Raw genomic sequence first — 25530 nt, forward strand, 5'->3', positions numbered from 1 at the left:
ATTTCGAAAGGAATTTTTTATGTCAAAGAAAACCGACCTTCGGGTAATGCGAACACACAAAATGATTATTGAAGCGTTCATTCATTTAGTAGATGAAAAAGGATATGACTGTATAACGATCCAAGACATTGCAGATGAAGCCATGATCAATCGCGCGACTTTCTATGCTCATTTCAAAGACAAACAAGACCTTTATGAACAAATTTTTGATTTTGCAATCAATGCCTTCACCTCTGTTATCGATGCAGAACAGCTTATTGTCAGCAACCGGATCAAAGTCAAACAAATTGAAGCCCTACTGACAACTATTTATATTAACATTCAAAAAAATAAAACATTCTTTTTAACAATCATGGATGGTAGTTCAAATGAGTTATTACGGAAGAAGTTAGCAGATATTATTTACGAGAAATACGCAGATATTTTTTCTAAGCTAAAAATCACGGAAAATGAGATTGAAGTACCGATTGATTTCATCATTGAATATATGACGTCAATCTTTACAGGAACGCTTCATTGGTGGATCACAAGTGACACAGACATGTCTCCTAATCATTTAGCTAGACTTGTTATTAAATTAGTTGGAAACGGCCACCTGACTGTTTTAGGGCTTGAGATTGATAAATAGTTTTCAGCCAAAGTAAAATAGCCTAGAACAACACACAAACGAGGTTGTTCCAGGCTATTATTTATTCGCTACGCTATTAGCGGTTTTTCGCACGCCATTTTTTTGTATGAGCAGTGTCTCGGGCAGACACAACTTGGATACCTTTTGTTTGATCGTGCGTTTTCTTTTTAGAAAAAAGATTTACTTTGACATCATATTTGCCTTCACGTGCTAAGTCATAAACTTTTTCTGCTGTTTCAGTTATTTTCTCTTTGATATTCATTCCGAACACTCCTCATGCTTTTTCATTCACTTTATCACATAATTCGAAAAAAGAGAACAAAAGTTACTATCTCTATTATTTAGTCAAAAAAAGAACAACTCAATATGAGTTGTTCTAACAAAAACTGGGGTAGCTGGATTCGAACCAACGCATGACAGGATCAAAACCTGTTGCCTTACCGCTTGGCTATACCCCAAAGGTTAAAATGGAGGAAAGTGGATTCGAACCACTGAACCCTAAGGAACGGATTTACAGTCCGTCGCGTTTAGCCACTTCGCTATTCCTCCAAAAGGTTTTAGTAAAAAACCTGACTTAGTTATAATACAAAACTTTTGAAGAAAAAGCAAGCCTTTTTCGAAAAAAAGTTGTTATTTATTTTAGTCGTTTAAATTCCACTGGCGAATGATGTATTCAATCGCTTCATCAAGCGTTTTCACGGTTGCTTCATTCCGTCCATCGATCACAACAGCAAATTTTTTTGTATCTTGTGCTAAGACTTGCCCAATTTCTTTTTTGCCGATTGTTAAGGTACTTACTGTGATGGTTTCACCATTTATTTTTTTTTCTGCTTCTTCTATTTTTACTTCTATATCTTTATTTTTCTTTGACATCTTCATCCCTCCAGCTATCTATGGTATCACGTTACGAGAAAAAAAGAAAGTGGGCAAAACCTGATTAGCTTTGCACCACTATTGCTTCATTTCAAAGAAACGCTATACACTTTTGTCTTGTGTTCATAAAAGTCTTTCTGCGCCTTAAGCACTAAATAATTCTTTTCTCTTGCTCTCGCTAAGTATGCCACAAACAACGCCTGCCACAATAGAAAGAATGCCAATCATAATAAACAACCATAAAAAGCTCGATAAATAGGTTTGAATAAAGTCATACATCGCTTTCGATTGAATCCCTAGCTTCTTTAAAAAGCCTTGCATTAAAATAATTGCAGGAACAACCAGCATCATTAAGCCGCTGCCCGTCCAGATATAGGACCAATACCTTAATAAACGATGGAAATAGCCTCTTAATGAAGAATAGAGAGAGAAACTTAATAGGACCCATAAAACACCGCAAACACCCATAAAAACAACTAATGTCGATTTATAGTTCATCACTTTCCGTCCATAGGAAACTAAAAAAGGCAACTCGATGTAGCCTTTGTAAATTGTTACTGCATTGTCGGAAAGTTTCGTTACCGCTTGTTCTGATTCTGGTGTTATCTGGATATTTTTTTCTCTCATATATTCTATGATGGCTTTAGATACCGTATCGTGGATTTCTTTTTCATTAGAAATAGTATACTTTGTGCCTGTATTGTACATTGCTTTGAAATAGGCATTCACATCCGTCTTCACTAACTCTTGCTTGATCGACTGATTCAAAACCCCTTCTGGAATATTACTTCCTAAAGCGCTGTTTTCGATTTGGCGATTGATTTCTTCCGTTAGTTCTGAATAATAATCTGCTTTTGCTGCTTGTTTTGCAATATAGTTTTCGCTAAACAACGTGAGTCTCAATGTCAACAGAATCAAAAACGCGAATAAAAATACAGATGATAGGAAAGCAAGAAAAAAACGAGAGATTACTTTCATTAAACGACCACGATTTTTCATCTGACTGATTCTCCTCCTTTATGATTTTTCATTGATGATTGGTCCAGATACATAATCTGCTGAAACAAAAACACGTTCAGGTGTTAAACCAATCGCATCTAATGGATAACAAGTATAAAGGATCAGTGATCTTTTTGAGTGGTCGCCCAATTTTGTATAAACTGCTGGATCTTTATAATCAGCAACTTTTACTTCTGTTACTTGATACGTATAATCTCCATAGTGAGTATGAATGTTCACTTCATCCCCAGGTTCTAAGTAATAAATTTTCCCAAATGAGGGTAGATTATGCCCACCGATCAATGTTGTTCCAAGATCCCCTGGAATCATACTGCCGATGTATTGCCCTGCGCCTAAACGCAAAATATCTTCACTATCTCCGTAATATAATGGTTCATTAATTTCGACTTTATCGATCACTACCTCACCAAATTGATCTCCCCCTACCGGATAGACCATATTTGAAGACGATAGCTCTTCTTTTTCAAATGCTTCCATCTTAGTTGTATCCGCTTCAGTCGATTTTTCGTCTGAGGATGCTGTTTTTGTTTTATCTTTTCTTTTTTCAAAAAGGTTCGTTCCTTGTTGATCAAAAGATGGAGCATCATTTAAAGAAATCAATTCGACTGCAGATGACGCGAAGTTAATGACAGGTGCACCAATTATGTAAATGATGAGATAGCCAAAAAACATAAAGAGAAGAGGCACGTAAATAAATGCCCCTACTCTTTTTAATTGTTTCATATTAGGCTAATTTGTTCTTTCTGCTCACAAATACTGCACCTGCTGCAGCTACGATCAATGAGCCAAAAGTAATCCCGCTTAATGCATAGTTTGATCCAGTATTTTTGACTGGCGCGCCAGTTTTGTATACAGGAGCACCCTTCGTATCAGTGATAGTCACTGCAGAGTAAGTGCCGTTTGCTCCAAAAGTAATTTTCAAGCCTACAGCATTTCCAGCTGCAACAACATAACTTTGTAATTGAGAAATTACATTAGCTGGTAATAATCTAACCGCATCTCCAAGTGAATTAGCGCCTGATGTGTTGACAGATACTCCTTCAACTAAAGAGCGAGCTGCTTGAATGTTCTTAATTGCTTCATCGGCTTGAGCTTGTGCTAAATCAACACGTTTCAAGTGATTAGAAGCTGCATTCGTCTCTGCTGCACCAAAACTGAATTTTTTACCACCAATTGTTAAACCAGCGTTTAATTCATTAAGGATAGGCTGTTCAGTTGCTGAAATAGCACCGTCTGCTGAAGCGGTTGTTGCAAAACTAACCGTTGCTACAAAAGCAATAATAAATCCAATAACTTTTTTCATTTTTCATTCCTCCTATCTTAAATATTTATAATCAATTACAGAATGTCTGTAAAAATTATACTACCAACAACCTCTAACCGATTAGAGGACATAGCGAAAGAATATTAAAGGAGTAAATCACTTTAATATTCCGACTTCGTTTTGAAAACCAGTTCTTTACTATATAAAATTATCATATGCCCCTGTAATAGTCAAACTGTTTTGAGAAAAAAAACTCTTCCAATTCTTGCTATTCTTCACTTTTTATACTTTTTTTGAGATGAATGTTGCTTCAAAAACGTCGTAATTGGCTTCTTTCAAAATTCCCTCGATTTTTTGAGTCTCGCGGCTTTCTATTTGTAACTCAATAATTGTTTCTAACTCTTTCCGATTTACAACAACCGTTAAAATACTAAAATCATTATCCGCTAACAATTTGGTAATCTCTGCTAAAATTCCTTTGTGATCTTCTGGAATACGTAACTGAATTCTAGTACCGCCATCATTGTATCCAGTAATTTTTAAAAACGCATCAAAAATATCATTATTTGTTATAATACCAACGAGTGCCTCATTTCCGTCAACAACTGGCAATACTCCGATGTTATGTTGGCGCATTTGAAAAATCCCCTCTTCCAAAGAGGCTTCAGGATTGATTACACGAACATCTTTCACCATTATATCTGCAACTGTGGTCTTGTTTAAAAGATAATTTACTTCATAGACACTTAAACTTGTCGCTTTTGATGGCATCGCCGATTGAATTGTTCCTTCCGTGATCAACCCAATCACTTGCTCTCCTTTGACTACAGGCAAGCGATGGATATTATTTATTTTCATCAACTCAACCGCATCAAAAATTTTCATTTCTGGTTGAGCTACGACTAAATTTTTTGTCATAAAATCACTTACACTCATGCTATTAACCTCCTAGATATGCTTTTTTCACTTCATCACTTTCTAATAATTCTTTACCTGGTCCGCTTAAAACAACTTCACCCGTTTCCAAAACGTAGCCTCGATTGGCAATCGACAACGCCATTTTCGCATTTTGTTCAATCAATAAAACAGTCGTTCCTTGTTTGTTGATTTCTTGGATGATGTTAAAGATTTCTTGAATAAAGATTGGTGCTAATCCCATAGAAGGCTCATCTAATAATAGCAATTTTGGTTTAGACATCAGTGCTCTGCCCATTGCCAACATCTGTTGTTCTCCACCAGATAAGGTTGACGCATCTTGATTTTTACGTTCTTTTAAAATTGGAAAACGATCAAAAATCATATCGTACTCTTTTTTTAAATCACTATCTTTGCGTAAAAATGCCCCCATTTCAAGATTCTCTTGAACCGTTAAACCAGCAAAAACATGGCGGCCTTCTGGTACTTGACACAGTCCAGATGCAACAATCTTTTGTGGAACCATTTTATGGATTGGTTGACCTTCAAAGGTAATACTCCCATTCGAAGGTCGATTCAACCCAGAAATCGTTCTTAAAATCGTCGTTTTACCCGCACCGTTTGCTCCGATCAAAGAGACGATTTCTCCTTGTTCTACGTTGAAACTTACATCACGTACTGCTTGAATCACACCATAATGAACAGATAAATTTTCAATGGTCAGCATTATAGTTCACCTCCAAGGTAAGCTTCGATCACACGAGGATCGTTTTTGATGGCTTCTGGTTTGCCTTCAGCAATAATCCTGCCATACTCTAACACATAAATTCGTTGACAAACCTCCATGACTAAACTCATATCATGTTCGATCAAAACAATTGTGATTTGAAATTCTTTTTGGATTTTTCTAATGAGTTCCGTTAATTCTGCCGTTTCTTGAGGATTCATCCCTGCAGCTGGTTCATCTAAAAACAATACTTTCGGTTGTGTCGCCAAAGCTCGTACGATCTCTAAACGTCTTTGTTCGCCATAAGGAAGGTTTTTAGCTAACGTCTGAACTTTTCCCTCTAAACCGAAAATCGCAAGTAATTCCAATACTTTCTTTTCCATCTCCTCTTCTTTTTTATAAAAAGTTGGTAAGCGTAAAATACTTGAAAGGATTCCTTCTTTGTTTTTACTATTCATCGCAATTAGAACGTTATCCATTACGGTCAACTCTTTAAATAAGCGGATATTTTGGAAAGTCCTGCTTAACCCCATGTCCGCAATTTTATACGGTTTCATGCCATTCAACACGTGTTCTTTCCCTAGAATATCGAGAGTTACTGTTCCTTCACTAGGTTCATAAACACCAGTTAAAAGATTAAATAATGTTGTCTTTCCAGCGCCATTAGGACCAATTAATCCAATTAATTCATTTGTTTCTAAAGAAAGATTGACATTGGAAACAGCAGCGAGTCCGCCGAAGTTTTTGGTTAAATTACTAACGTTCAATAGAGGCATTTGTTTTGTCCTCCTTTTTCTTAACTATTTTTTTGACTGAAAATTCCCAGGTTCCAAGTAAGCCACCTGGTTTAAAAATCATGATGATGATCAATGCTAATGCGTAAATGATCATTCTAAGAGCCCCTGCATCTTGCAAAAACATATTCAAAATGCCAAGTACAATCGCTGAAATAAAGGTTCCTGTGACACTACCGATACCACCAAATACTACGATGATCAAAATATCGATTGATTTCATGAAACCAAAATCTTTTGGCGCAATTGTTTGAACATAACTTGAATAAATCGCACCTGCCACACTTGCTGTAACAGCACCAATGATAAAGGCAACGACTTTATATTTCGTCGTATTCACCCCCATCGATTCTGCCGCAATTTCATCTTCTCTGATCGCCATTGTCGCGCGTCCCGGTCCACTATGAATAAAGTTAACAATGATCAACGTTACAATCACCACAAATCCGAATACCATTGACCAGTTAACCATTGGTGGAATACCAAAAATACCGGCTGGACCATTGGTTATGTCTTTCATATTGATAATAACAATACGAATAATCTCTGAAATCCCTAATGTCGCAATCGCTAAGTAATCCCCTTTTAATCTCAAGGTTGGAATCCCAACTAATAATGCCACGATCCCTGACAACACGATCCCTAACAAAATTCCGCTAAAAAAACCGCCCATCGTAGGATATTTAACAGACATAATCGCTGCACTGTATGCACCGATCGCCATAAAGCCTGCATGCCCCAATGAAAACTGACCTGAAAAACCAATAATCAAATTCAATCCTAACGCCAACATAATGTTGATCCCGATAGTAATCAAGGTATATTCAGTAAAGGGTGTTATCACACCTGTTACATATAATGTGTAAATAAAAGCATAAGCGAGAGCTCCAATTAAAAGCCAAACAACATTATATTTTAAATTCTTTTTCATGCTTGCCACCTACACTTTCTCTTTGATATTCTTGCCAAGTATTCCAGCAGGACGAATCAATAAAATAATAATCAACAATGCATATACAACCGCATCTTTATAATCTGAAAAACCAAGCGCAATCGTGATTGTTTCTAGTAACCCGATCACAAAGCCACCAAGTGCCGCTCCTGGTATAATCCCAATTCCGCCTAAAACCGCCGCAACGAAAGATTTAAGCCCTGGGACAACGCCCATCATCGGATCAATCGAATTATAGTAAAGTCCAATCAGCATGCCCGCTGCCGCCGCTAAAGCAGAGCCTAAAGCAAAGGTAAATGAAATCGTACGGTTCACATTGATCCCCATCAATTGGGCCGCATCTGCATCAACTGAAACTGCCCGCATTGCTTTACCCATTTTTGTCTTTTTAACAATCAATTGGAGCGCAATCATCAATACTAATGAAATAACTAAAATAAGAACTTGAATATTTGAGATTTGAATAAAACCTAATTGATAATTTTTAAATTCAATTGCTTGCGGAAATGATTTTTTTTCAGGACCTAGCCAATAAATCATCCCGTTTTGTAGTAAAAAGGAAACCCCAATCGCTGTGATCAAAGCCGCAATTCTTGTTGATTTTCTTAACGGTCTGTATGCTAAAAATTCAATGACCACACCGATTACAGCAGCACCTACCATAGATAGAATCAACGCTGGGAAAAAGCCCAAATTCAATTTGTTAATAAAGAAATACCCCATAAAACTGCCCAACATATAAATTTCACCATGCGCAAAGTTGATCAATTTAATGATCCCGTAAACCATTGTATAGCCCAATGCCAACAGAGCATAAATACTTCCTAGAAAAAGCCCATTTACTAGTTGTTGGATAACTACTTCCATGTTTATCACTTCCAATATTTTAGAATAATTACTGTTTGATTAAAGAAAAAAGAGGAGGGACAAAACGTGGAACCTTGTCTCACCCTCTTTAAGTTACATATAAATCGTTTTTCAACTTAAGGATTTACGGCATCCGCAGATGTTTCTTTTCCATCTGTTAAGCCTAATACTACAGCTGATTTTTCAGGATTATGATCTTTGTCCATCGTCATTTTTCCTGTAACACCGACAAAATCTTTTAATGAGGCTAATCCTGCTGTGATGTCTTTTGAATCAGCTGAATCTTTGTCTTCCATCGCTTGTTTTAACATATAAACAGAATCATAACCTAACGCGTTAAAAGCAGATGGTTGTTTAGAGTATTTTTTCTTAAATGATTCTACAAATGGTTTTACTTTGTCTGTAGCTGGTGCTTTTTCTGAGAAGTGACCTGTGTAATACACATCAGAAACATTTTTTGCTCCAGCGATTTCAACTAATTTTTCATCGCCAAATCCGTCAGCACCTAAAATGGGTTTATCGATGCCCATTTCGCGTGCTTGCTTGATGATCAAGCCAGCTTCTGCATAATATCCTGGAATGTAGATTGCATCATAATCAAGGTCTTTGATTTTTGTTAAAATTGCTTGGAAATCTTTGTCTCCAGCAGTAAATGTTTCTTCTTTGGCAATCTTGCCTTTAAACGTCTCTTTAAATGATTTCGTTAAACCAATCGCGTAATCACTTGAATTATCCCCAATGATCACTACATTTTTTGCTTTTAAATTATCTTGAGCGAAGTTTGCTAAGATGACTCCTTGGAACGTATCTTGGAAACAAGCTCTGAAAATGTATTCTTGAACTTTATCGTTTACAACAGTGATGCTGTCATCTGTAGCCGAAGGTGTGATCACCGGAACTGCTGCTTTGGTCATATTTGGAATTGTCGCTTTTGTCGCACCAGATGTCGCTGGTCCAACGACTGCAACAACTTTATCTTTTGACGTTAAATTGGCTGCTACTGACGTTGCTTCGCCATTTTCAGATTTGTTGTCTTTTTCAATCAACTCTAATTTTTTACCTAACACGCCGCCTGCTTCGTTGATTTCTTCAACTGCCAATGCGATTCCTTCTTTTTCAGCATTCCCGTACGCTGAAACATCCCCAGAAAGTTCCATGTTCATCCCTATTTTGATTGTATCGCCTTCAACCTTATTTCCATCACCGCTTGCGCCCCCACCAGCTGCTGGTCCGCATGCTGCTAGTAAAAATAGACTAGCAAATAAAAAACTAAATTTCTTCATTTTGTTTCCTCCTTTGATTTTAAAGCTTGTTGTGTTGGTCAGATCTAACTGGAAAATAGAATGTGATGTATGTCACCACAATCAGCTTTTTCTTTTTCCAGAAGAGCTACCACAAAAAGCTAGATGATTTTAAAGCTGAACGAATTCGTAGAGCCGGATAATTTTCTTTCTATAGATAATTATTAAAGAAGTATGTATACAAATATAATCAATAATAAAAGAAATGTCAATTAATTTTCAGAAAATTCCTATAATTCAAATTATTATGCGTTATTTCTTCTATTTTACAACTGAAGCTCTCGATATTTTTACGTTTATTTTTCTTTCATTTGAGAATCTATTTCAATTACTCATAAATTCTAGGAAAAGTAGCAATCGTTTATCACCATTCTGTATCTAAAGTAATGTATAGGAGAAAACTTAATAAGGGATCAAACTTATCGTTCATTTTCTGTCATAACAAAACTGACAAAAGGCACGACAAGATGATCCCTATTCTACACTAAAAATTATTTACTGCCATTTCATTGCTTCGTAGTCATCCATTCCTATTGGGTAATACTGACAGGCGTCCGCAATACTTCAATTCCCTGTTCATTTAGCACTGCTACTTCCACTTTATTTGTAGGAGAAAGAATCCCTACTCCTAATAATTTAAATGTGCCGTCCTCTGCAATTTTCACTGTTTCTTGACGTCTTCGATTGACATATAACCGAACACTACTTGCTGATTTACCAGTGACTTTCCCTGTTACGTAGGGCGTGTCCAGCTTGTAGGTATCCAACACCATTTCCACCTTAGCGGGTTGAACTGTAACGTTTTGACGTGTGATTTCTGTACTATAACGATACCCTACAACTTCAACTTTATCACTCTCTTGTTCAATTAGCCCTTCTACATCGAATGAAAATTGACGGTTGGAGGTTAATAATTTCCGCTCTATTTCTTTTCCGTTGATGATCAACGAGACATGTGTATGGAAATAATCAGTCTTGCCTGAAACGACTGTGTCTTCTGATAAAACATAGTCATTTACTGTTAACTCATAGGCAATTTCTTCAACCTTGACCATGCCGCGATCGATTTCTTTATTTTTGCTATCCAAAATAACAATTTTTACTTTATCTGTTGTCTTTGTAATTGTTTCTTCTGTATCTAGTTCAAAAATTCCGTCACTAAAGATCTCTGTCGTGGAAATCAACTGATCATTGACCCATAGTTGGACATTTTCAGGACTTAATGCTGGGTCGATTTCCCCCGTAATAAAGTCATCTAGCCCAAGGTAAAAAGGATCTAAAATCAATGAACTATCTGCAGAAACAGTTACAGTAGTTGTTGCTTTGAAGCCACCGTCTTCTGTTCGTGCGGTAATTTCTGTTATGCCTGGTTTTAACCCAGTTACAAGACCTTCTTCTGAGACAGAAGCAATAGAAGTGTCGGCAACAGAATACGTAACCTTTTTATTCGTTCCATTTTCTGGAAGGACTTTTGCTTGTAATTGACTTTCTTCAGAAATGGTTAGGTTTAAAACTAAAGGTGTTAACTCGATTCCAGTTACCTCAAGACCTGTTTTCATTTCACGGATGTATTTTCCCGGTTTCGTTCCATCATAATTTGCCATAAACCTTGCACTAGTTTCATAACTATTCTCAGCTTCTGAAGAATCTAAGAGCCATCTTCCAGTATATGGCTCTACTTTTTTCCTTGGTAAATTAGTTGAGGTTGTAGGCTTAAAATTTGAACCCAGAATCAATACATCTAACGAATCTGCTCTATAAAATATACTATCTATTGCTGTGTCATTACTCGTATCCCAATTACTTAGGTTCAACTCATAGAGATTAGGTGTGTATGCAAACATGTTCGTCATAGTTGTCGTTTTGATTGTATTCCAAGTACTCAAATCTAATTTAGCCAAATTCGCTGCTTGACTAAACATGGAATTCATATTTAGTACTTTACTCGTATCCCAATTGATCACATTTAAGTCTGCTACACCACTTGATTGAAACATACTATACATATACTGAACGTTATTTACATTCCAATCACTGATATCTAAGTCAGTTAACTTTGTAGTACCAGAAAACATTGAAGACATAGTCGTTACATTTTCTGTATTCCAACCAGATATGTCCAACGTTTTCAAGCTTGAAACATTATAAAACATTGAAGACATGCTCGTCACTTTTCCTGTAACCCATTCTGCCATATCTAATTCTGTTAAGCTTGACGCACCTGAAAACATTGAGGACATGTCCGTCACTTTCTCTGTGACCCATTCCGACATATCCAATCCAGTTAAGCTTGACGCACCTAAAAACATTGAATTCATGGTCTTCACATTTCTTGTATCCCAGCCGCTTACATCTATATCTATCAGTTTTGAACTATTATAAAACATTGACTCCATAGTCGTTACTTTACTTGTATTCCAATTAGTTGTATTTAAGCTCGTTAAGCTTTGTGCATTAGAAAACATTGAAGACATATTTGTCACATTAATCGTATCCCATTCAGTTACATCTATATCTGTCAGATTTAAAGTATAATAAAACATGCTACTCATATCCGTTACTTTACTTGTATTCCATTGGTCTAAATCTAATTTTGATAGATTAGCAGCATTATAAAACATGCCACTCATATTCCGCACATTAATCGTATCCCATTTACTCACATCTATATCTGTCAGATTTGAAGTAGAACGAAACAAGCTTCTCATATCCGTCACGTTTCTTGTGTCAATAAAAGTTGCTCCTTCTATTGCTTCTAAAAAAGATAACTCTGCAAACATATAATATATTGAAGAACTAGCTACAACTGGTTCAGTGAATTTTATACATTTGATTTTAGCCCCATTTAAAATACTAAGGGCTTCTATTTTATATTTAATATTATACCTGAAATCAGTATTTGGAAGTTTTCCACCTCCAAAGGTAAGTGTCTGGCTCTTTGCATCCCATTCCCAAGGCACTGTACCAAATGTCCCTTCCACTTTTGCTTTGATGGTTAGTGCCACTTCTCCACTTAATCCACTTTCTGTTTTGGCTATGATCGTTACAGTCCCAGCTTTAAGAGCCGTAACTACTCCTGTTTCAGAAACAGTTGCTAACGCTTCATCACTGGATGTCCAAGTAAGATTAGCTGTGCTATTTTCTGGCGTGAATACAGCTGTTAGTTGTTGTGTTTGTCCTTCTTTTAACTCTTTCTTTTCTGCATTCACGGCAAGTGCTGTTGGCTCATTATCTTTTGTAACTTTTAATTTTTGTTCTGGAATAGCCTCTGTGCTGTTGCTTTCTTCCGCAAAAGCAGCGGTTCCGTAAACGCTAATTAAACCCAGAGCCCCTACGATCAACCCTTTGATAACTACTGATTTTTTCATTCTTTTTCTCCTTTTCTATTTTTCTTTTTTAAACCCTAACTTTATAAGTTGCGCTTCATTTGCCTCTTCACTTGCACTAGCAAATGATTCATTTGGCAACGAGATAAGCGAGATTTCCTTGGCATCTTTCGTTGATACTTCTTTCAAGTCCACTTCAATGGTTTCTACAGCTGCTTTTTCAGTAAAATCAATCGTATAGTGAATTCCCTTTTTATTGGCGTACAATTTTTCACTAGGCTCTAATAGCTTCTTTGCTTTTGTTTTAGTTGATATGCCCATTGTTTTGTACTGAATCGTTGTTATACTTTTTTGCTTTAATAACGCATCTTTCTTGTGAATATTTTGAACTTTTACCTGTTCGTCTTCTTGTTTTAGAACAAAGGTTGCGGTCTGTTCTTGTACTGCGCAAGCAGAGAGGGAAATTAACGCAATTATCCCGACAATCCCCAAACTATTTCGTTTCATTCTATCTCCTTCTTTCTTATCATTATACTCATTGTAACAAATAACTAATAATAAGTCTTTTATTATTAACTAAGGAGAACAAAAAAAGAGCAGTAAAACCAATTCAGTTTTACTGCCTCGTGCCTGATTCACCTTTTTTCACATTCATTTTAGCCTGATAGTCGATTTTAAATTCTAGTAGAAAACATCAGTCTGTCCCCATCGTTTCTTCTCTATTTTTTTGAATTGCTATAAAATTAGCTCGAGCTCCGATCAGATTTGCATCATTTTTGTATTGACACGTTACGATTTGCGGGATAAAATCATTTAGTTCAAAATGCGCTAGTTTTTCTTTCATTCGACGATTGATTTCCTCTAGTAAGCCTTTTTTAGCTGAGACACCTCCGCCTAAAACAATCATCTCTGGATCAAGGGAAAATTGAATACTAAACAATCCTTGTGTCACATACTCATAAAAATTATTCACTTCTTCTATCGCCAATTTATCCCCAGACTCTGCCAAAGCAAACACATCTTCCCCAGTGTACGTCTCTTTCTCTACACCCTTGCGTTCGCAATAACGCCAAGCCATTTGAACAGCAGTCCCTAGTTTACTAAAGGTCTCACCACCACTTAGGTACATTAATCCAAATTCACCACCGTAAAGATGAGCACCTTTCACAATTTCTCCTTTATGAAAAATCGCCCCACCAATACCCGTTCCAATCACAACAAACGCCACTTCTTGTTTCCCTTTCGCAGCACCTTCGTATATTTCTGCCATTCCTGCACAATTCGCATCGTTTTCGATTGAGACTGGCAACTTAAATAACGCTTCCAATTCATTATAAATATTGAATCTATGAATATAAGGAATTGCCGAAATTCCGTTGATCATTTGTTTTTCAACATCTACTACACCAGGTGCACTAATAGCTACCCCTTCAATTGTCTGATTGATCTCGTTATAAATAGCGAATAATGACGCTTTCATTTCATCCCATGTTTTAGGTGTTGTAAAGTTTCCTTTGTCCGTTATTTCTTGGCCGTTCCAAATCCCATATTTTACTGCTGAACCGCCAAAGTCAAATGCCAAAATTGCCATCCCGTAACCCCACCTTCATTTATTTATTCTTTTTGTCTCTTCTATAATTGTAGGGACCGTGATATTCCTGGTCCGGATTTCTTTTTAAACTAAACTTCAACGGTACATAGTCGATTCCACCTTTAGTCAGTGGATGACATCGTAAAAATCTCGCTGTCCCCATGGTAATTCCCTTAATACTACCATGCGTCTGAATAGCATCGATCATGTATTGTGAACAAGTCGGGTGATAGCGGCAACTAGCTGGAAGCCCTGGAGAAATAAAGCGCTGATAGCCACGAACCATTCCGATAAAAATATTCCCTGCCATTTCGTCCCTCTTTTCTCTATCCGAAAAAACTATACCTTGTTTTGTAATCGAATGCAAGTTTACAAATTGAAGGTAAAACTATTTTTATAAAAATTTGCAACGGTTGAAAAAGAAAACTATTCAAATTTCTAAAAGGATGCTAAACTAGAGAAAAGGCAGAGACAACAGTAACATCCAGTCTTGTTTCTTATCCTCAATAAGTATACACTGCTGGTATATATTGTTTGATTCGGCTGCATTCAATCTAAAACGAAATGGAGCAACGAAACGATGGGCTTAAAATTTGAACGTACAAATGATTTAGATAAATTATTCGATTCTTTTGCAGTAGATCCAAAAAAAGTCGAAATGCCAAAAGAAGAATTAGAAAAACAAGCAGCTAAAGCTGAACAAACAGAACAAAAGAAAAAAGAACAATAAAAAAAGCGTTGACGTCTCCCAAAATTTGGAGAGGTCAATGCTTTTTTTATAAATACTTTTCAATGGCTTGCCATGCTTCTTCTTTTCCTTCTTTTGTTTGTGAAGAAAAAAGAATGAAATCATCAGATTTATCAAAGTTTAGGGCTTTTTTGATAACACTCTCATGCTTGTTCCATTTTCCGCGAGGGATTTTATCTTTTTTGGTTGCTACAACAATTACTGGAATCTCATAGTATTTTAAAAACTCATACATTTGAATATCTTCCTGTGTCGGCGCATGACGTAAATCAACTAAAGAAACAACGGCTTTCAATTGTTCTCTTGTCGTCATATACGTTTCGATCATCTCGCCCCATTTCGCTCGTTCCGTTTTCGACACTTTCGCATACCCATATCCTGGAACATCGACGAAATGCAACGCCTCTTCAATCAAATAAAAATTCAGCGTTTGAGTCTTCCCTGGTTTTCCAGAAGTTCTAGCTAGATTTTTTCGATTGATCAGTGTGTTGATGAAAGATGATTTACCAACATTGGAACGACCCGCTAAAGCAATTTCTGGGAGTTCTGTTTCTGGATATTGTTTTGGGGAGACAGCACTGATGATAATTTCTGCATTATGAACATTCATTTTACTAACCTCCTAAGTGTAAAAGCTGAACGAACTTTTTCCTAAGATCACTATCCAACTAGAAGCTAGTGACTAGCTCGTAAAACTAAATACCTTGTTTTATAAAATCAGTAAAAAAGTAGAGACGCATCTCTACTTTTTAGTCTTTTAAAATTAACCAGCTTTTTTGTCTTTTTTATTATAAACAATTGCTGGTTTACCAGTGCCATCAACAGCCATTTCTGTAATAATGACTTTTTCGATCGAATCATCTGATGGTACGTCAAACATGACATCCATCATGATTTCTTCGATGATCGAGCGTAAGCCACGAGCTCCTGTATTTCGTTCAATTGCTTTATTCGCGATCGCACGTAATGCTTCTGGCTCAAATTCTAATTCTGTATCATCTAACGATAATAGTTTTTGATATTGTTTGACTAATGCATTTTTTGGTTCTGTCAAAATACGAACCAAATCATCCGTTGTCAACTTCTCTAACGCAGCAGTCACTGGTAAGCGTCCAATAAACTCAGGAATCAATCCAAATTTCAAAAGATCTTCTGGAATGATTTGTTGCATAACGCTTTCGTCTTCGTTCAGTTTGCTGTTTTGAGTCCCAAAACCGATTGTTTTTTCGCCTAGGCGATTTTTGACCATATTCTCGATACCGTCAAAAGCTCCGCCGACAATAAACAGGACATTAGTGGTGTCGATTTGGATAAATTCTTGATGCGGGTGTTTGCGTCCGCCTTGCGGTGGTACGCTAGCAACTGTTCCTTCCAAGATTTTAAGCAATGCTTGTTGTACACCTTCGCCTGATACATCTCTTGTGATCGATACATTTTCGCTCTTACGGGCAATTTTGTCGATCTCATCAATGTAGATGATTCCTTTTTCAGCACGTTCTACGTTAAAATCAGCAGATTGTAATAGTTTTAAGAGAATATTCTCTACATCTTCTCCCACATATCCTGCTTCAGTTAAACTAGTCGCGTCTGCAATTGCAAATGGTACATTCAATGTTCTAGCCAATGTTTGGGCTAAAAATGTTTTCCCAGAACCCGTTGGGCCAATTAAACAAATATTGCTCTTTTGTAGTTCCACTTCTTCAGAGCTTGAATTTTCTGATTGATTTACACGTTTATAGTGATTATAGACAGCCACTGCTAGTGAGCGTTTTGCCTGATCTTGTCCAATTACATATTCGTTTAAGACTTCCAAAATTTCTTGGGGTTTTGGGACATCCGTTAGTTCACGTACGGCTTCGTCGTAAAATTCTTCATCAATAATCTCTTTACATAAGTCGATACATTCATTACAAATATAGACACCTGGTCCTGCAACGATTTTTTTCACTTCTTCTTGTGTTTTACCACAAAATGAACAGCGAACTGCACCATTGTTGCTATTTGTGTTATCGTACATGCGTGTCACCCCTCTAAAATTAAAAATGACTGTCGTTACAGTCTTAAAATATAATAGCATAAATCAAGTGAAAATGCGAACATTGGATTTATAAAGATTTGATAAATAAATGAATTCTTATGGTATACTAAAAGAAGAAAAATCAATTGCTGTTACGTTTCAATTAACAGTAAAAAACTGGAGGGAATTTCATGCTTGAACAAATTTTATTAGGGACTTATACACGTAGAGATAGTAAAGGAATTTACCAAATCACATTAGATACTGAGAAAGAAACTCTTTCAAATGCAACTTTATTAGTAGAAGAAACGAGCCCGACATACTTGGCTACAGATCAAAAAGGGGACCTATTCAATGTTACTTCTGTTGATGGTGAAGGGGGCATGGCAGCGTACAAAAACAACGACGGACACTTTGAGTTGCTAAATAAAGTAACCGAAGCTGGCGCTCCTCCATGTTATGTAGCGATTGATGAAGAAAAACAACTTGTTTTTGGTGCAAATTATCATCAAGGTATTGTTCATGTTTATCGCATTTTAGCAGATGGACAATTAGAGGATACAGATAAAATCGTACATGATGAAGCGACTGGTCCCCATGAAAACCAAGACAATGCTCATGTTCATTATACGGATTTAACTCCTGATCGCCGTTTGGCTGTTTGTGATCTTGGTACGGATCGTGTGTATACGTATGATGTTAGTGAGGAAGGTACATTATCTGAGGTAGCTCAATATGTTGCAGAACCTGGAACAGGCCCCCGTCATTTGGTTTTCCATCCGAATAATCAAGTCGCTTATTTGTTTGGTGAATTAGATAGTACGGTGACTGTTTTGGCTTATAATGCTGCAGACGGTTCCTTTGAACAAATTCAAAAAGTGTCGACTTTACCTGATGGTTTTAATGAATTTAACGGCGGTGCTGCGATTCGTATTTCAGAAGATGGTCGTTTTGTCTATGCCTCAAATCGTGGACACGATTCAATTGCCGTTTTTGCTACTTCTGAAGAGGGACGCAAGGTAGAGCGTGTGCAATTGATTTCCACCGAAGGCGAAATTCCAAGGGACTTTGATTTAGATCCTACAGAAAAATTTGTGGTTGCAGCGAATCAAAATACAGATAACGTAACGCTTTATCGCCGTGATGAAGAAACTGGTCTTTTAGAAATGATCCAAAAAGATGTTTATGCACCTGAGTGTGTGTGTGTTTATTTTAAATAGAAATATAAAAAAGTAGCGTAAAACTTCATCGTTTTATGCTACTTTTTTTATGCTCGTATTTTCTACCTTCTACTTTTGACTCCTGAATAGTTTCGCTGCTCATTTTACTCACTATATAGTGTCAGTAGTTGAGACACAGATAATAGGCTCTCAACCACTGGTTTAATAAATTGAACATAAAACGATTAAAGTATTTTTTGTTCAGACTATTAAGAAAAATAAAATTATAAATAAAGAATTAGGATTGAAATTTAGTTTCTATAAATTGTACTAAAAAGAGTTTCGTTCCGCAGATTCATCCTCATCTAGAATAGTTGATTACGATCTAAAACTACTACTCTTTCAAAGAAAAAAGCAGGAAAAACTTAATTATACGTTTTTCCTGCTTTCTATTCTTATTTTATTTGTACTGTCATTTTCTATCCTTTTTCTTCTGCTCCACATTTGCCAAGATTACCGTTGCTAACATTGCCAACCCAATAAATACCGCGGCATTCGATAATGCTTCTCCTGCCTTTGGAAGATCTGGTTTTTTCGGAACTTCTTTTTCTGGCACGACTGGTACTTCGGGTTTATCTGGTGGATTGATGTGGTCGTCAACGATCGCTATGTTTTTGATTTGTTTTCCTATAGCGGCTTCTTTATTGATTTTGACTCTAAACACTATAGAACGGGGTTTCGTGTCGCTGATTGTTGGGTATTCAGCGATTACTTTTCCATCTTTTACCGTTAAGCTTGTTGGTTTTGGTTCGTCCCCTTCACTTTTCACGCTGTTTTCTACATAGGTCAACCCTTTTGGTAAATTGTCTGTGACTGTGACTTGGCTCAAGACACCATTTTTTACTGTATTGCGGAAACTGATGCGGTATTCGATTTCTTCACCGATTTTAACGGTCTTTTTATTGACTGTTTTCACGCTTTCTAGTTTTCCTACAGGTTGTTCTGGTGTTACGGGTACTTCGGGTTCGTCTGGTGGGTTCGTGTGATCATCGATTTTCGCTTTATTGATGATGGGTTGGCCAACTACTGCTTCTTCGTTGACCGTCACTTTGAACACGATGGAACGGGTTTTGGTATCGCTGATTGTTGGGTATTCTGCGACTAGTTTGCCGTCTTTTACCGTTAAGCTTGTCGGTTTTGGCTCATCGCCCTCACTTTTCACACTGTTTTCTACATAGGTCACGCCTTTTGGTAGGGTATCCGTGACGGTGACTTGGTTTAAGATACCATTAGTGATTTTGTTGCGGAACGTGATACGGTATTCGATTTCTTCACCGATTTTTGGTGCTTGGTTATTGACTGTTTTCGTACTTTCTAATTCCCCCGGTGTTTCCGCTGGTGTCACGGGGACTTCTGGCTCATCGGGTGGATTTGTGTGGTCATCGATTTTGGCTTTGTTGATGATTGGTTGTCCAACTACGGCTTCTTCGTTGACCGTCACTTTGAACACGATGGAACGTGTTTTGGTATCGCTGATTTTTGGGTATTCTGCGACTAGTTTGCCATTTGTCATCGTTAAGCTTGTCGGTTTGGGATCATCGCCCTCACTGGTTAAACTACCTTCCACATATGTTACGCCTTTTGGTAACACATCGGTGACGGTGACTTGGTTTAAAACACCTTTTGCTATTTTATTATTGAAATTGATTCGATATTCGATTTCATCCCCGATTTTTGGTGCTTGGTTATTAACTGTTTTCGTACTTTCTAATTCGCCAGGGGTTTCTACTGGTGTCACTGGGACTTCTGGTTCATCTGGCGGATTTGTGTGGTCATCGATTTTGGCTTTATTGATGATCGGCTGTCCGATAACGGCTTCTTCGTTGACGGTCACTTTGAATACGATCGAACGAATGTTAGTGTCGGTGATTTTCGGGTATTCTGCGACCAACTGACCGTTTTTCATGGTTAAGCTTGTTGGTTTGGGATCAGCGCCTTCACTGGTCAAGCTGCCTTCTACGTACGTTACTCCTTTTGGTAGAGTATCTGTGACCGTAACTTGGTTTAAAACACCATTAGGGATTTTATTGTTGAAATGAATTCGATATTCGATTTCATCCCCGATTTTCGGTGATTGATTGTTCACCGTTTTCGTACTTTCTAGTTCGCCCGGTGTTTCTACTGGTGTGACTGGTACTTCTGGTTCGTTCGGTGGATTCGTATGATCGTCGATTTTGGCTTTGTTTACGATTGGTTCACCGACTTTTGCTTCTTCGTTTACTTTGACTTTAAAGACTATCGAACGGGTTTTGTTGTCACTGATTTTTGGGTATTCAGCGACTAGTTTGCCATTTTCCACCGTTAAACTTGTCGGTTTGGGATCATCGCCTTCGCTTGTTACACTGCCTTCTTCGTACGTTACGCCTTTTGGTAGCGTGTCGGTCACGGTGACTTGGTTTATGACACCATTTGTAAGGTTGTTGCGGAAGGTAATGCGGTATTCGATCTCATCCCCGATTTTTGGTGCTTGATCATTTACTGATTTTGTCACGTCCAATTGTCCAGGTGTTTCGACTGGGACAACTGGGATTTCAGGCTCATCGGGCGGATTGACATGATCATCTAAGGTGATTTTATTCACGATTTTTTGCCCGACGATGGCTTCTTCGTTGACTTTGACTTTAAAGACAATCGTACGTACTGTTGTGTCTTGGATTTTTGGGTATTCCGCAATGACTTTACCATTCGCCATCGTTAAACTTGTTGGCTGCGGATCAGCACCTTCGCTAGTTAAGCTGCCTTCTACATAGGTCATGCCTTTTGGTAAATTGTCGGTAACTGTGACTTGGTTTAAGACGCCATTGGTCATTTTATTACGGAAAGACAAGCGATATTCCACTTCATCCCCGATTTTTGGTGATTGGTTATTTACCGATTTAGTACTTTCTAATTCACCGGGCGTTTCGACTGGTGTGACGGGCACTTCTGGTTCATCTGGTGGATTGGTGTGATCATCGATGATCGCTTGATTGACGATTGGTTGTCCGACTACCGCTTCTTCGTTCACGCGGACTTTGAACACAACAGAGCGGACGGTATTGTCGTCGATTTTTGGGTATTCAGCGGTCATTTTGCCATTTTCCATGATCAAGCTTGTTGGCATCGGATCAGCGCCTTCACTGGTTAGGCTACCTTCTACATAGGTCAGCCCTTTTGGTAAGGTGTCGGTCACAGTGACTTGATCAATTACACCATTTGTGACTTTGTTACGGAAACTAATACGATATTCGATTTCATCTCCAATTTTTGGTGCTTGATGATTGACTGATTTCGTTACGTCTAATTGTCCCGGTGTTACAACGGGTGTGACGGGCACTTCTGGTTCGTCAGGCGGATTGGTATGATCATCAATTTTCGCTTTATTGACGATCGGTTGTCCGACTACCGCTTCCGCATTTACGGTGACTTTGAAACTAATCGTTCGTATGGTTGTATCCTTGATTTCAGGATATTCAGCGACTAGTTTGCCATTTTCCATGGTTAAACTTGTTGGCTGTGGATCAGCGCCTTCACTGGTCAAACTTCCGTCTACATAGGTTAAGCCTTTTGGTAAGGTGTCGGTCACGGTGACTTGGTTTAGGACACCGTTTGTGATTTTATTACGGAATGTGATGCGATACTCGATTTCGTCACCGATTTTCGGTGCTTGATTATTCACTGATTTGCTACTTTCCAACTCGCCTGGTGTGATGACTGGCACGATTGGCACTTCTGGTTCATCTGGCGGATTGGTGTGATCATCGATTTTCGCTTTATTGACGATTGCTTCGCCAATTTTTGCTTCATCGTTGACCTTGACTTTGAAAATGATCGAACGGACTTTAGTGTCATTGATCATACCGTATTCAGCAGTCAATTGACCATTTTCCATGGTTAAGCTTGTTGGCTTTGGATCGTCTCCTTCACTGGTCAAGCTACCTTCTACATAGGTTACGCCTTTTGGCAAAGTATCCGTTACGGTAACTTGGTTTAAAATACCGTTCGTGATTTTGTTTCGGAAGGTAATGCGGTATTCAACCTCATCATCAATTTTTGGTGCTTGATCATTGACGGATTTGGTGACGTCTAAGCGACCAGGTGTTTCAACAGGTGTGACTGGAATTTCTGGTTCATCGGGCGGATTGACATGGTCATCTACAGTTATCTTGTTTACGATTTTTTGTCCAACAATAGCTTCTTCATTGACTTTGACTTTAAAGACAATGGTTCGTACTGTTGTATCTTGAATTTTTGGGTACTCTGCAACGACTTTTCCGTCAGTCATGGTTAGACTTGTCGGTTGCGGATCAGCGCCTTCGCTGGTTAAGCTGCCTTCTACATAGGTCATGCCTTTTGGTAAATTATCCGTCACTGTGACTTGATTTAAGACACCATTCGGAATTTTATTACGGAAAGACAAACGATATTCGACTTCGTCCCCAATTTTTGGTGATTGATTGTTGACGGATTTGGTACTTTCTAATTCTCCGGGTGTTTCTACTGGTGTGACTGGGACTTCTGGTTCATCGGGTGGATTCGTGTGATCATCGATTTTGGCTTTGTTGATGATCGGTTGTCCGACTACTGCTTCTTCATTGACACGAACTTTAAAGGAAATAGTGCGTGTTTCTGTGTCGGCGATTTTTGGGTATTCAGCGGTTACTTGGCCATTGACAACCGTTAATGCGGTTGGTTTGGGATCAGGTCCTGCACTTGTAACGCTGTCTTCAATATACGTTAAGCCTTTTGGTAAAGTATCGGTCACGGTCACTTGATTTAAAATACCCTTTGGTACGGTGTTTTTAAATTGAATCGTGTATTCTATTTCGTCGCCGATTTTTGGCGATTGATTGTTGACTGTTTTTGAGCTTTCTAGTTTGCCGACCAGTTCTTCTGGGGCGATTTTTACCTCTACGATATTGGATGTATTATCGATCATTGTATTTGTGGCAGAATCTACGCCTTGGAATGTAGCACTATTTGGAATCAGTTCTTCTGCTTTGGCTGTATCATTGATTTTTGCTTGAAATTCATAGACTGTTTCCGCGGTCGTTCCTTTGTAGCTACCGCCTTGTGTGCCGTTGGCGCCCTCTCCTACACGAAACGTGATTGCACGATCGGCTGCTGTGTATTCACCTTGGTCATCGCCTGTGGCATCTGTTTTATTGCCAGCATTTGGACCACTTACGATGGATAAGCTGTCGGGTACATAATCTAAACGGCTATCTAATTGGTCTTTAGAAAGACTGTTGACCGCTTCTGTGTTTTCTTTGGTATTTTTGAGATGGACACGATAGGTTACGGTATCCCCGATTTTATACGTTTCTTTTGGATTTATAATTTCTTTGGTGACTTCAAGTTCGGGTGTTTCCGCATTGATTGAAAATCCAATCGCATTGGTTGAGTAATCATCTCCGCTACTGGTTGTTTTAAAGTTGATTTGTTTCTGACTGTTAGTGATAATCCCTTCTGGTAAGGTCAAACGATCGACATCGATATCTAAAAAGTTGGGAAAGCCAGGATTAAATTGACCCGGATATTTATCCACCATGTGTTGATCGTTATCTGAAACGGTTCCGTTCATGACATTACCGACTGGGTTGATTGTATTGGTGATATTGACCCAAGCGCCTGCACTATTTTGGATTTGAGCATTGTCACCTGTGAAAAATTTATCGCCTTGAACGGTAAACCACGTCACGATTGGGTTTAATTTTCCTTGTTTAGAGGTTAAAAAGTCTTTCATGACAAATTCATTGTTGGTTCCAGCTTTGTTCCCTCTAGCGCCATAATAGACATTGAAGGCACGGGATCGTTTGGCTTGGTCTTTTGTCACGATAAATAAACTCCAACCACTAAAGTTGAAACTTTGAAATTTGCCTTGTAGGAAATCGGTCATCGGAATATCTGCTAATGTGTATGCACCAGTCGCACTTTTATCCCCTTGAAGGATCGAGGTCACATCGGCAAAGTTAGAAAAGCCCGTATTATTAAACCCAAAACCTTGCCCAGGATTAGTAGCATCTTGGTCAATTCGATGATATTTTTGTGGGGCAACACGGGTTACTGTTCCATTTGGCGTGGTTAATTGAACAGGGGCGCTGATTTCATCATCGGTCATATTCGTCGCTGTAGCTGGGCCTTTAAAACGGGATGCACTCCAAAATAAGCCTGCCCATGCGACTTCTTTGGCACCATCTAAATCGATGTAGGCTTTACTTGAGTTATAGGTCGTTGGATCGCCATCGACATCCGCAAATTTCAACTGAAAATTATTAATTGCTTGACCACTAAGTGGCGCTCTAGTATTCAAAAAAGCGCTCGCTGTCGCTTCGTTTACAGGGGTTAAGTTGGTATTTCCTGTAGAAAATAATTCTCCTTTGTGGATGCTTTTATAAATTGGTTTATCAAAGCCACGGCCTGGCGTTGGCGCAATTCTTGGTCCGATGGCTTGGGCTCTCGGTGCGGCTTGATTGTTTTCTTTTGAGGTCGTTGCTGCTGAGTCTTCTGGTGCAGCAGTTGTTGGCTCTTCTGATTGAGATTCTGCTACTTCTGTGTCAGCTTCTTTTTCTTGTATTGATGTACTGCTCGTTTCTTGTTCGTTCTTTGGCAGTGTTAGGGTGATTTCCCCTACTTTTTCGTCTGCCTGATTTATTTCAACAGCAAGCTGATGGATTGATTCATCTGTTTGCTCGGCACTTATTGTCAGATGTTTTGTGGTATGAGGTTGGATCGTGGTGATGGTTAGTTCTGTCCCCTCATCTTGATTTTCTGTTTGATCAAACTGGATCGTTTGATCGTCAGGCGCCACCAATTGGTCGTCGCTTTTTAGGGTTGCTGCGTCGAATTTTACTGGTGAGTCATTTTGGTTCTTTTGTTTTAGGACTACGTGATCGATTGGTTGATCGCTTTTGTTGGTTACTTCGTAGTTTACGTCGATTAATTTGTTGTCGGTTTCATTTTTCTTGGTGTCTGCTTTGATGTATAAGGATTCTGAGTCGAATGTATTTTCATCTGGTTTGGTCAATCCTTCGGCAAACACACTGGCGGCGGGTAACAAGTTGGCAATCACCAACATCAAAACAGCTAAATAATTCAGGGAAATTCTGTGCACTTTATTCATTTATATCTTACCTCCTATACTTTTACTATAGTATGGCTAAATAAATAATTCAAAAATATCGGGCTGAACTATTAGTTTTTTCTCATAGCTGGAGTTCGGGCTTTTTTGGGTGGTTATAGGTGTATAGTTTTAGGTATAAGTTTAGGTATTATCGCTTTAATATAAAAACCTCTAAACAGAGAGAT

21 protein-coding genes and 2 tRNA genes are annotated in these 25530 nt (G+C 38.1%); 3 read left to right on the forward strand and 20 right to left on the reverse strand.

Going from position 1 to position 25530, the window contains the following annotated elements; genetic code table 11:
* The first annotated feature begins 19 nt into the window (after window positions 1–19).
* Entirely contained in the window at window positions 20–628 is a 609-nt protein-coding gene (locus AC1PU0_RS11090; protein WP_069655573.1) for a TetR/AcrR family transcriptional regulator, read from the forward strand.
* Between the two features lie 76 nt (window positions 629–704).
* On the opposite strand, the gene AC1PU0_RS11095 is transcribed toward AC1PU0_RS11090, so the two are convergent.
* The 17 genes from AC1PU0_RS11095 to yidD form a co-directional block, all read right to left on the reverse strand.
* The gene (locus AC1PU0_RS11095; protein WP_206834051.1) at window positions 705–890 is read right to left on the reverse strand and encodes a hypothetical protein; all 186 of its coding nucleotides are present in this window, start codon (window positions 888–890) and stop codon (window positions 705–707) included.
* Between the two features lie 124 nt (window positions 891–1014).
* Window positions 1015–1086: transfer RNA gene (locus tag AC1PU0_RS11100), tRNA-Gln, on the reverse strand.
* Window positions 1087–1096: 10 nt separating this feature from the next.
* Window positions 1097–1177 (reverse strand) — tRNA-Tyr (locus AC1PU0_RS11105).
* Between the two features lie 90 nt (window positions 1178–1267).
* A complete protein-coding gene (locus tag AC1PU0_RS11110) occupies window positions 1268–1501 on the reverse strand; it encodes a DUF2969 domain-containing protein (protein WP_206848152.1) in 234 nt (77 codons plus the stop codon).
* Between the two features lie 144 nt (window positions 1502–1645).
* A complete protein-coding gene (locus AC1PU0_RS11115; protein ID WP_206848151.1) occupies window positions 1646–2500 on the reverse strand; it encodes a hypothetical protein in 855 nt (284 codons plus the stop codon).
* Window positions 2501–2518: 18 nt separating this feature from the next.
* Window positions 2519–3244, reverse strand: a complete 726-nt coding sequence (locus AC1PU0_RS11120) for a class D sortase (protein ID WP_206848150.1) — start codon at window positions 3242–3244, stop codon at window positions 2519–2521.
* Between the two features lies 1 nt (window position 3245).
* On the reverse strand, window positions 3246–3824 hold the full coding sequence (locus AC1PU0_RS11125; protein WP_069655569.1) for a hypothetical protein: 579 nt from the start codon (window positions 3822–3824) through the stop codon (window positions 3246–3248).
* A 243-nt stretch (window positions 3825–4067) separates the two neighbouring features.
* Window positions 4068–4721 carry a CBS domain-containing protein gene (locus tag AC1PU0_RS11130; protein ID WP_069655568.1) on the reverse strand — a complete coding sequence of 218 codons (654 nt, stop codon included), beginning with the start codon at window positions 4719–4721 and terminating at the stop codon, window positions 4068–4070.
* A 4-nt stretch (window positions 4722–4725) separates the two neighbouring features.
* Window positions 4726–5427: an ABC transporter ATP-binding protein gene (locus AC1PU0_RS11135; protein ID WP_206848149.1), complete on the reverse strand. Its 702-nt coding sequence runs from the start codon at window positions 5425–5427 to the stop codon at window positions 4726–4728.
* Window positions 5427–6203 carry an ABC transporter ATP-binding protein gene (locus tag AC1PU0_RS11140; protein WP_111247341.1) on the reverse strand — a complete coding sequence of 259 codons (777 nt, stop codon included), beginning with the start codon at window positions 6201–6203 and terminating at the stop codon, window positions 5427–5429. The genes AC1PU0_RS11135 and AC1PU0_RS11140 overlap by 1 nt, the downstream gene beginning before the upstream one ends.
* Window positions 6184–7152 (reverse strand): branched-chain amino acid ABC transporter permease, encoded by a 969-nt coding sequence (locus AC1PU0_RS11145; protein ID WP_479998329.1) that lies wholly within the window; start codon window positions 7150–7152, stop codon window positions 6184–6186. Before AC1PU0_RS11145 ends, AC1PU0_RS11140 begins: the two co-directional genes overlap by 20 nt.
* Window positions 7153–7161: 9 nt before the next feature.
* The gene (locus AC1PU0_RS11150; RefSeq protein ID WP_069655564.1) at window positions 7162–8040 is read right to left on the reverse strand and encodes a branched-chain amino acid ABC transporter permease; all 879 of its coding nucleotides are present in this window, start codon (window positions 8038–8040) and stop codon (window positions 7162–7164) included.
* A gap of 116 nt (window positions 8041–8156) precedes the next feature.
* Window positions 8157–9323, reverse strand: coding sequence for an ABC transporter substrate-binding protein (locus AC1PU0_RS11155; protein ID WP_206848147.1), 1167 nt, complete (start codon window positions 9321–9323; stop codon window positions 8157–8159).
* A gap of 548 nt (window positions 9324–9871) precedes the next feature.
* Window positions 9872–12709, reverse strand: coding sequence for a BspA family leucine-rich repeat surface protein (locus AC1PU0_RS11160; protein WP_206848146.1), 2838 nt, complete (start codon window positions 12707–12709; stop codon window positions 9872–9874).
* 15 nt (window positions 12710–12724) lie between these two features.
* On the reverse strand, window positions 12725–13174 hold the full coding sequence (locus AC1PU0_RS11165) for a DUF1307 domain-containing protein (protein ID WP_206848145.1): 450 nt from the start codon (window positions 13172–13174) through the stop codon (window positions 12725–12727).
* 187 nt (window positions 13175–13361) lie between these two features.
* A complete protein-coding gene (locus AC1PU0_RS11170) occupies window positions 13362–14258 on the reverse strand; it encodes an ROK family protein (RefSeq protein WP_479998332.1) in 897 nt (298 codons plus the stop codon).
* A 19-nt stretch (window positions 14259–14277) separates the two neighbouring features.
* Window positions 14278–14568 (reverse strand): membrane protein insertion efficiency factor YidD, encoded by a 291-nt coding sequence (gene yidD, locus AC1PU0_RS11175; protein ID WP_069655559.1) that lies wholly within the window; start codon window positions 14566–14568, stop codon window positions 14278–14280.
* A gap of 270 nt (window positions 14569–14838) precedes the next feature.
* Between yidD and AC1PU0_RS11180 the strand changes: the two genes are divergently transcribed.
* Entirely contained in the window at window positions 14839–14988 is a 150-nt protein-coding gene (locus AC1PU0_RS11180; protein ID WP_167351544.1) for an SPJ_0845 family protein, read from the forward strand.
* Window positions 14989–15034: 46 nt separating this feature from the next.
* Here the strand turns inward: AC1PU0_RS11180 and yihA are convergent, their stop codons facing one another.
* Complete coding sequence (yihA, locus tag AC1PU0_RS11185; RefSeq protein WP_069655558.1) at window positions 15035–15616, reverse strand: ribosome biogenesis GTP-binding protein YihA/YsxC; 582 nt, start codon at window positions 15614–15616, stop codon at window positions 15035–15037.
* A 153-nt stretch (window positions 15617–15769) separates the two neighbouring features.
* Window positions 15770–17023 (reverse strand): ATP-dependent Clp protease ATP-binding subunit ClpX, encoded by a 1254-nt coding sequence (clpX, locus tag AC1PU0_RS11190; RefSeq protein ID WP_069655557.1) that lies wholly within the window; start codon window positions 17021–17023, stop codon window positions 15770–15772.
* Window positions 17024–17214: 191 nt separating this feature from the next.
* On the opposite strand from clpX, the gene AC1PU0_RS11195 reads away from it, so the two are divergent.
* Window positions 17215–18243 (forward strand): lactonase family protein, encoded by a 1029-nt coding sequence (locus AC1PU0_RS11195; RefSeq protein WP_111247335.1) that lies wholly within the window; start codon window positions 17215–17217, stop codon window positions 18241–18243.
* Between the two features lie 412 nt (window positions 18244–18655).
* Here AC1PU0_RS11195 and AC1PU0_RS11200 read toward each other — a convergent pair whose 3' ends face one another.
* The gene (locus AC1PU0_RS11200; protein ID WP_206848143.1) at window positions 18656–25345 is read right to left on the reverse strand and encodes an isopeptide-forming domain-containing fimbrial protein; all 6690 of its coding nucleotides are present in this window, start codon (window positions 25343–25345) and stop codon (window positions 18656–18658) included.
* Between the last annotated feature and the right edge of the window lie 185 nt (window positions 25346–25530).

This window comes from Enterococcus sp. XAF26B05_ASV22, assembly GCF_056727285.1.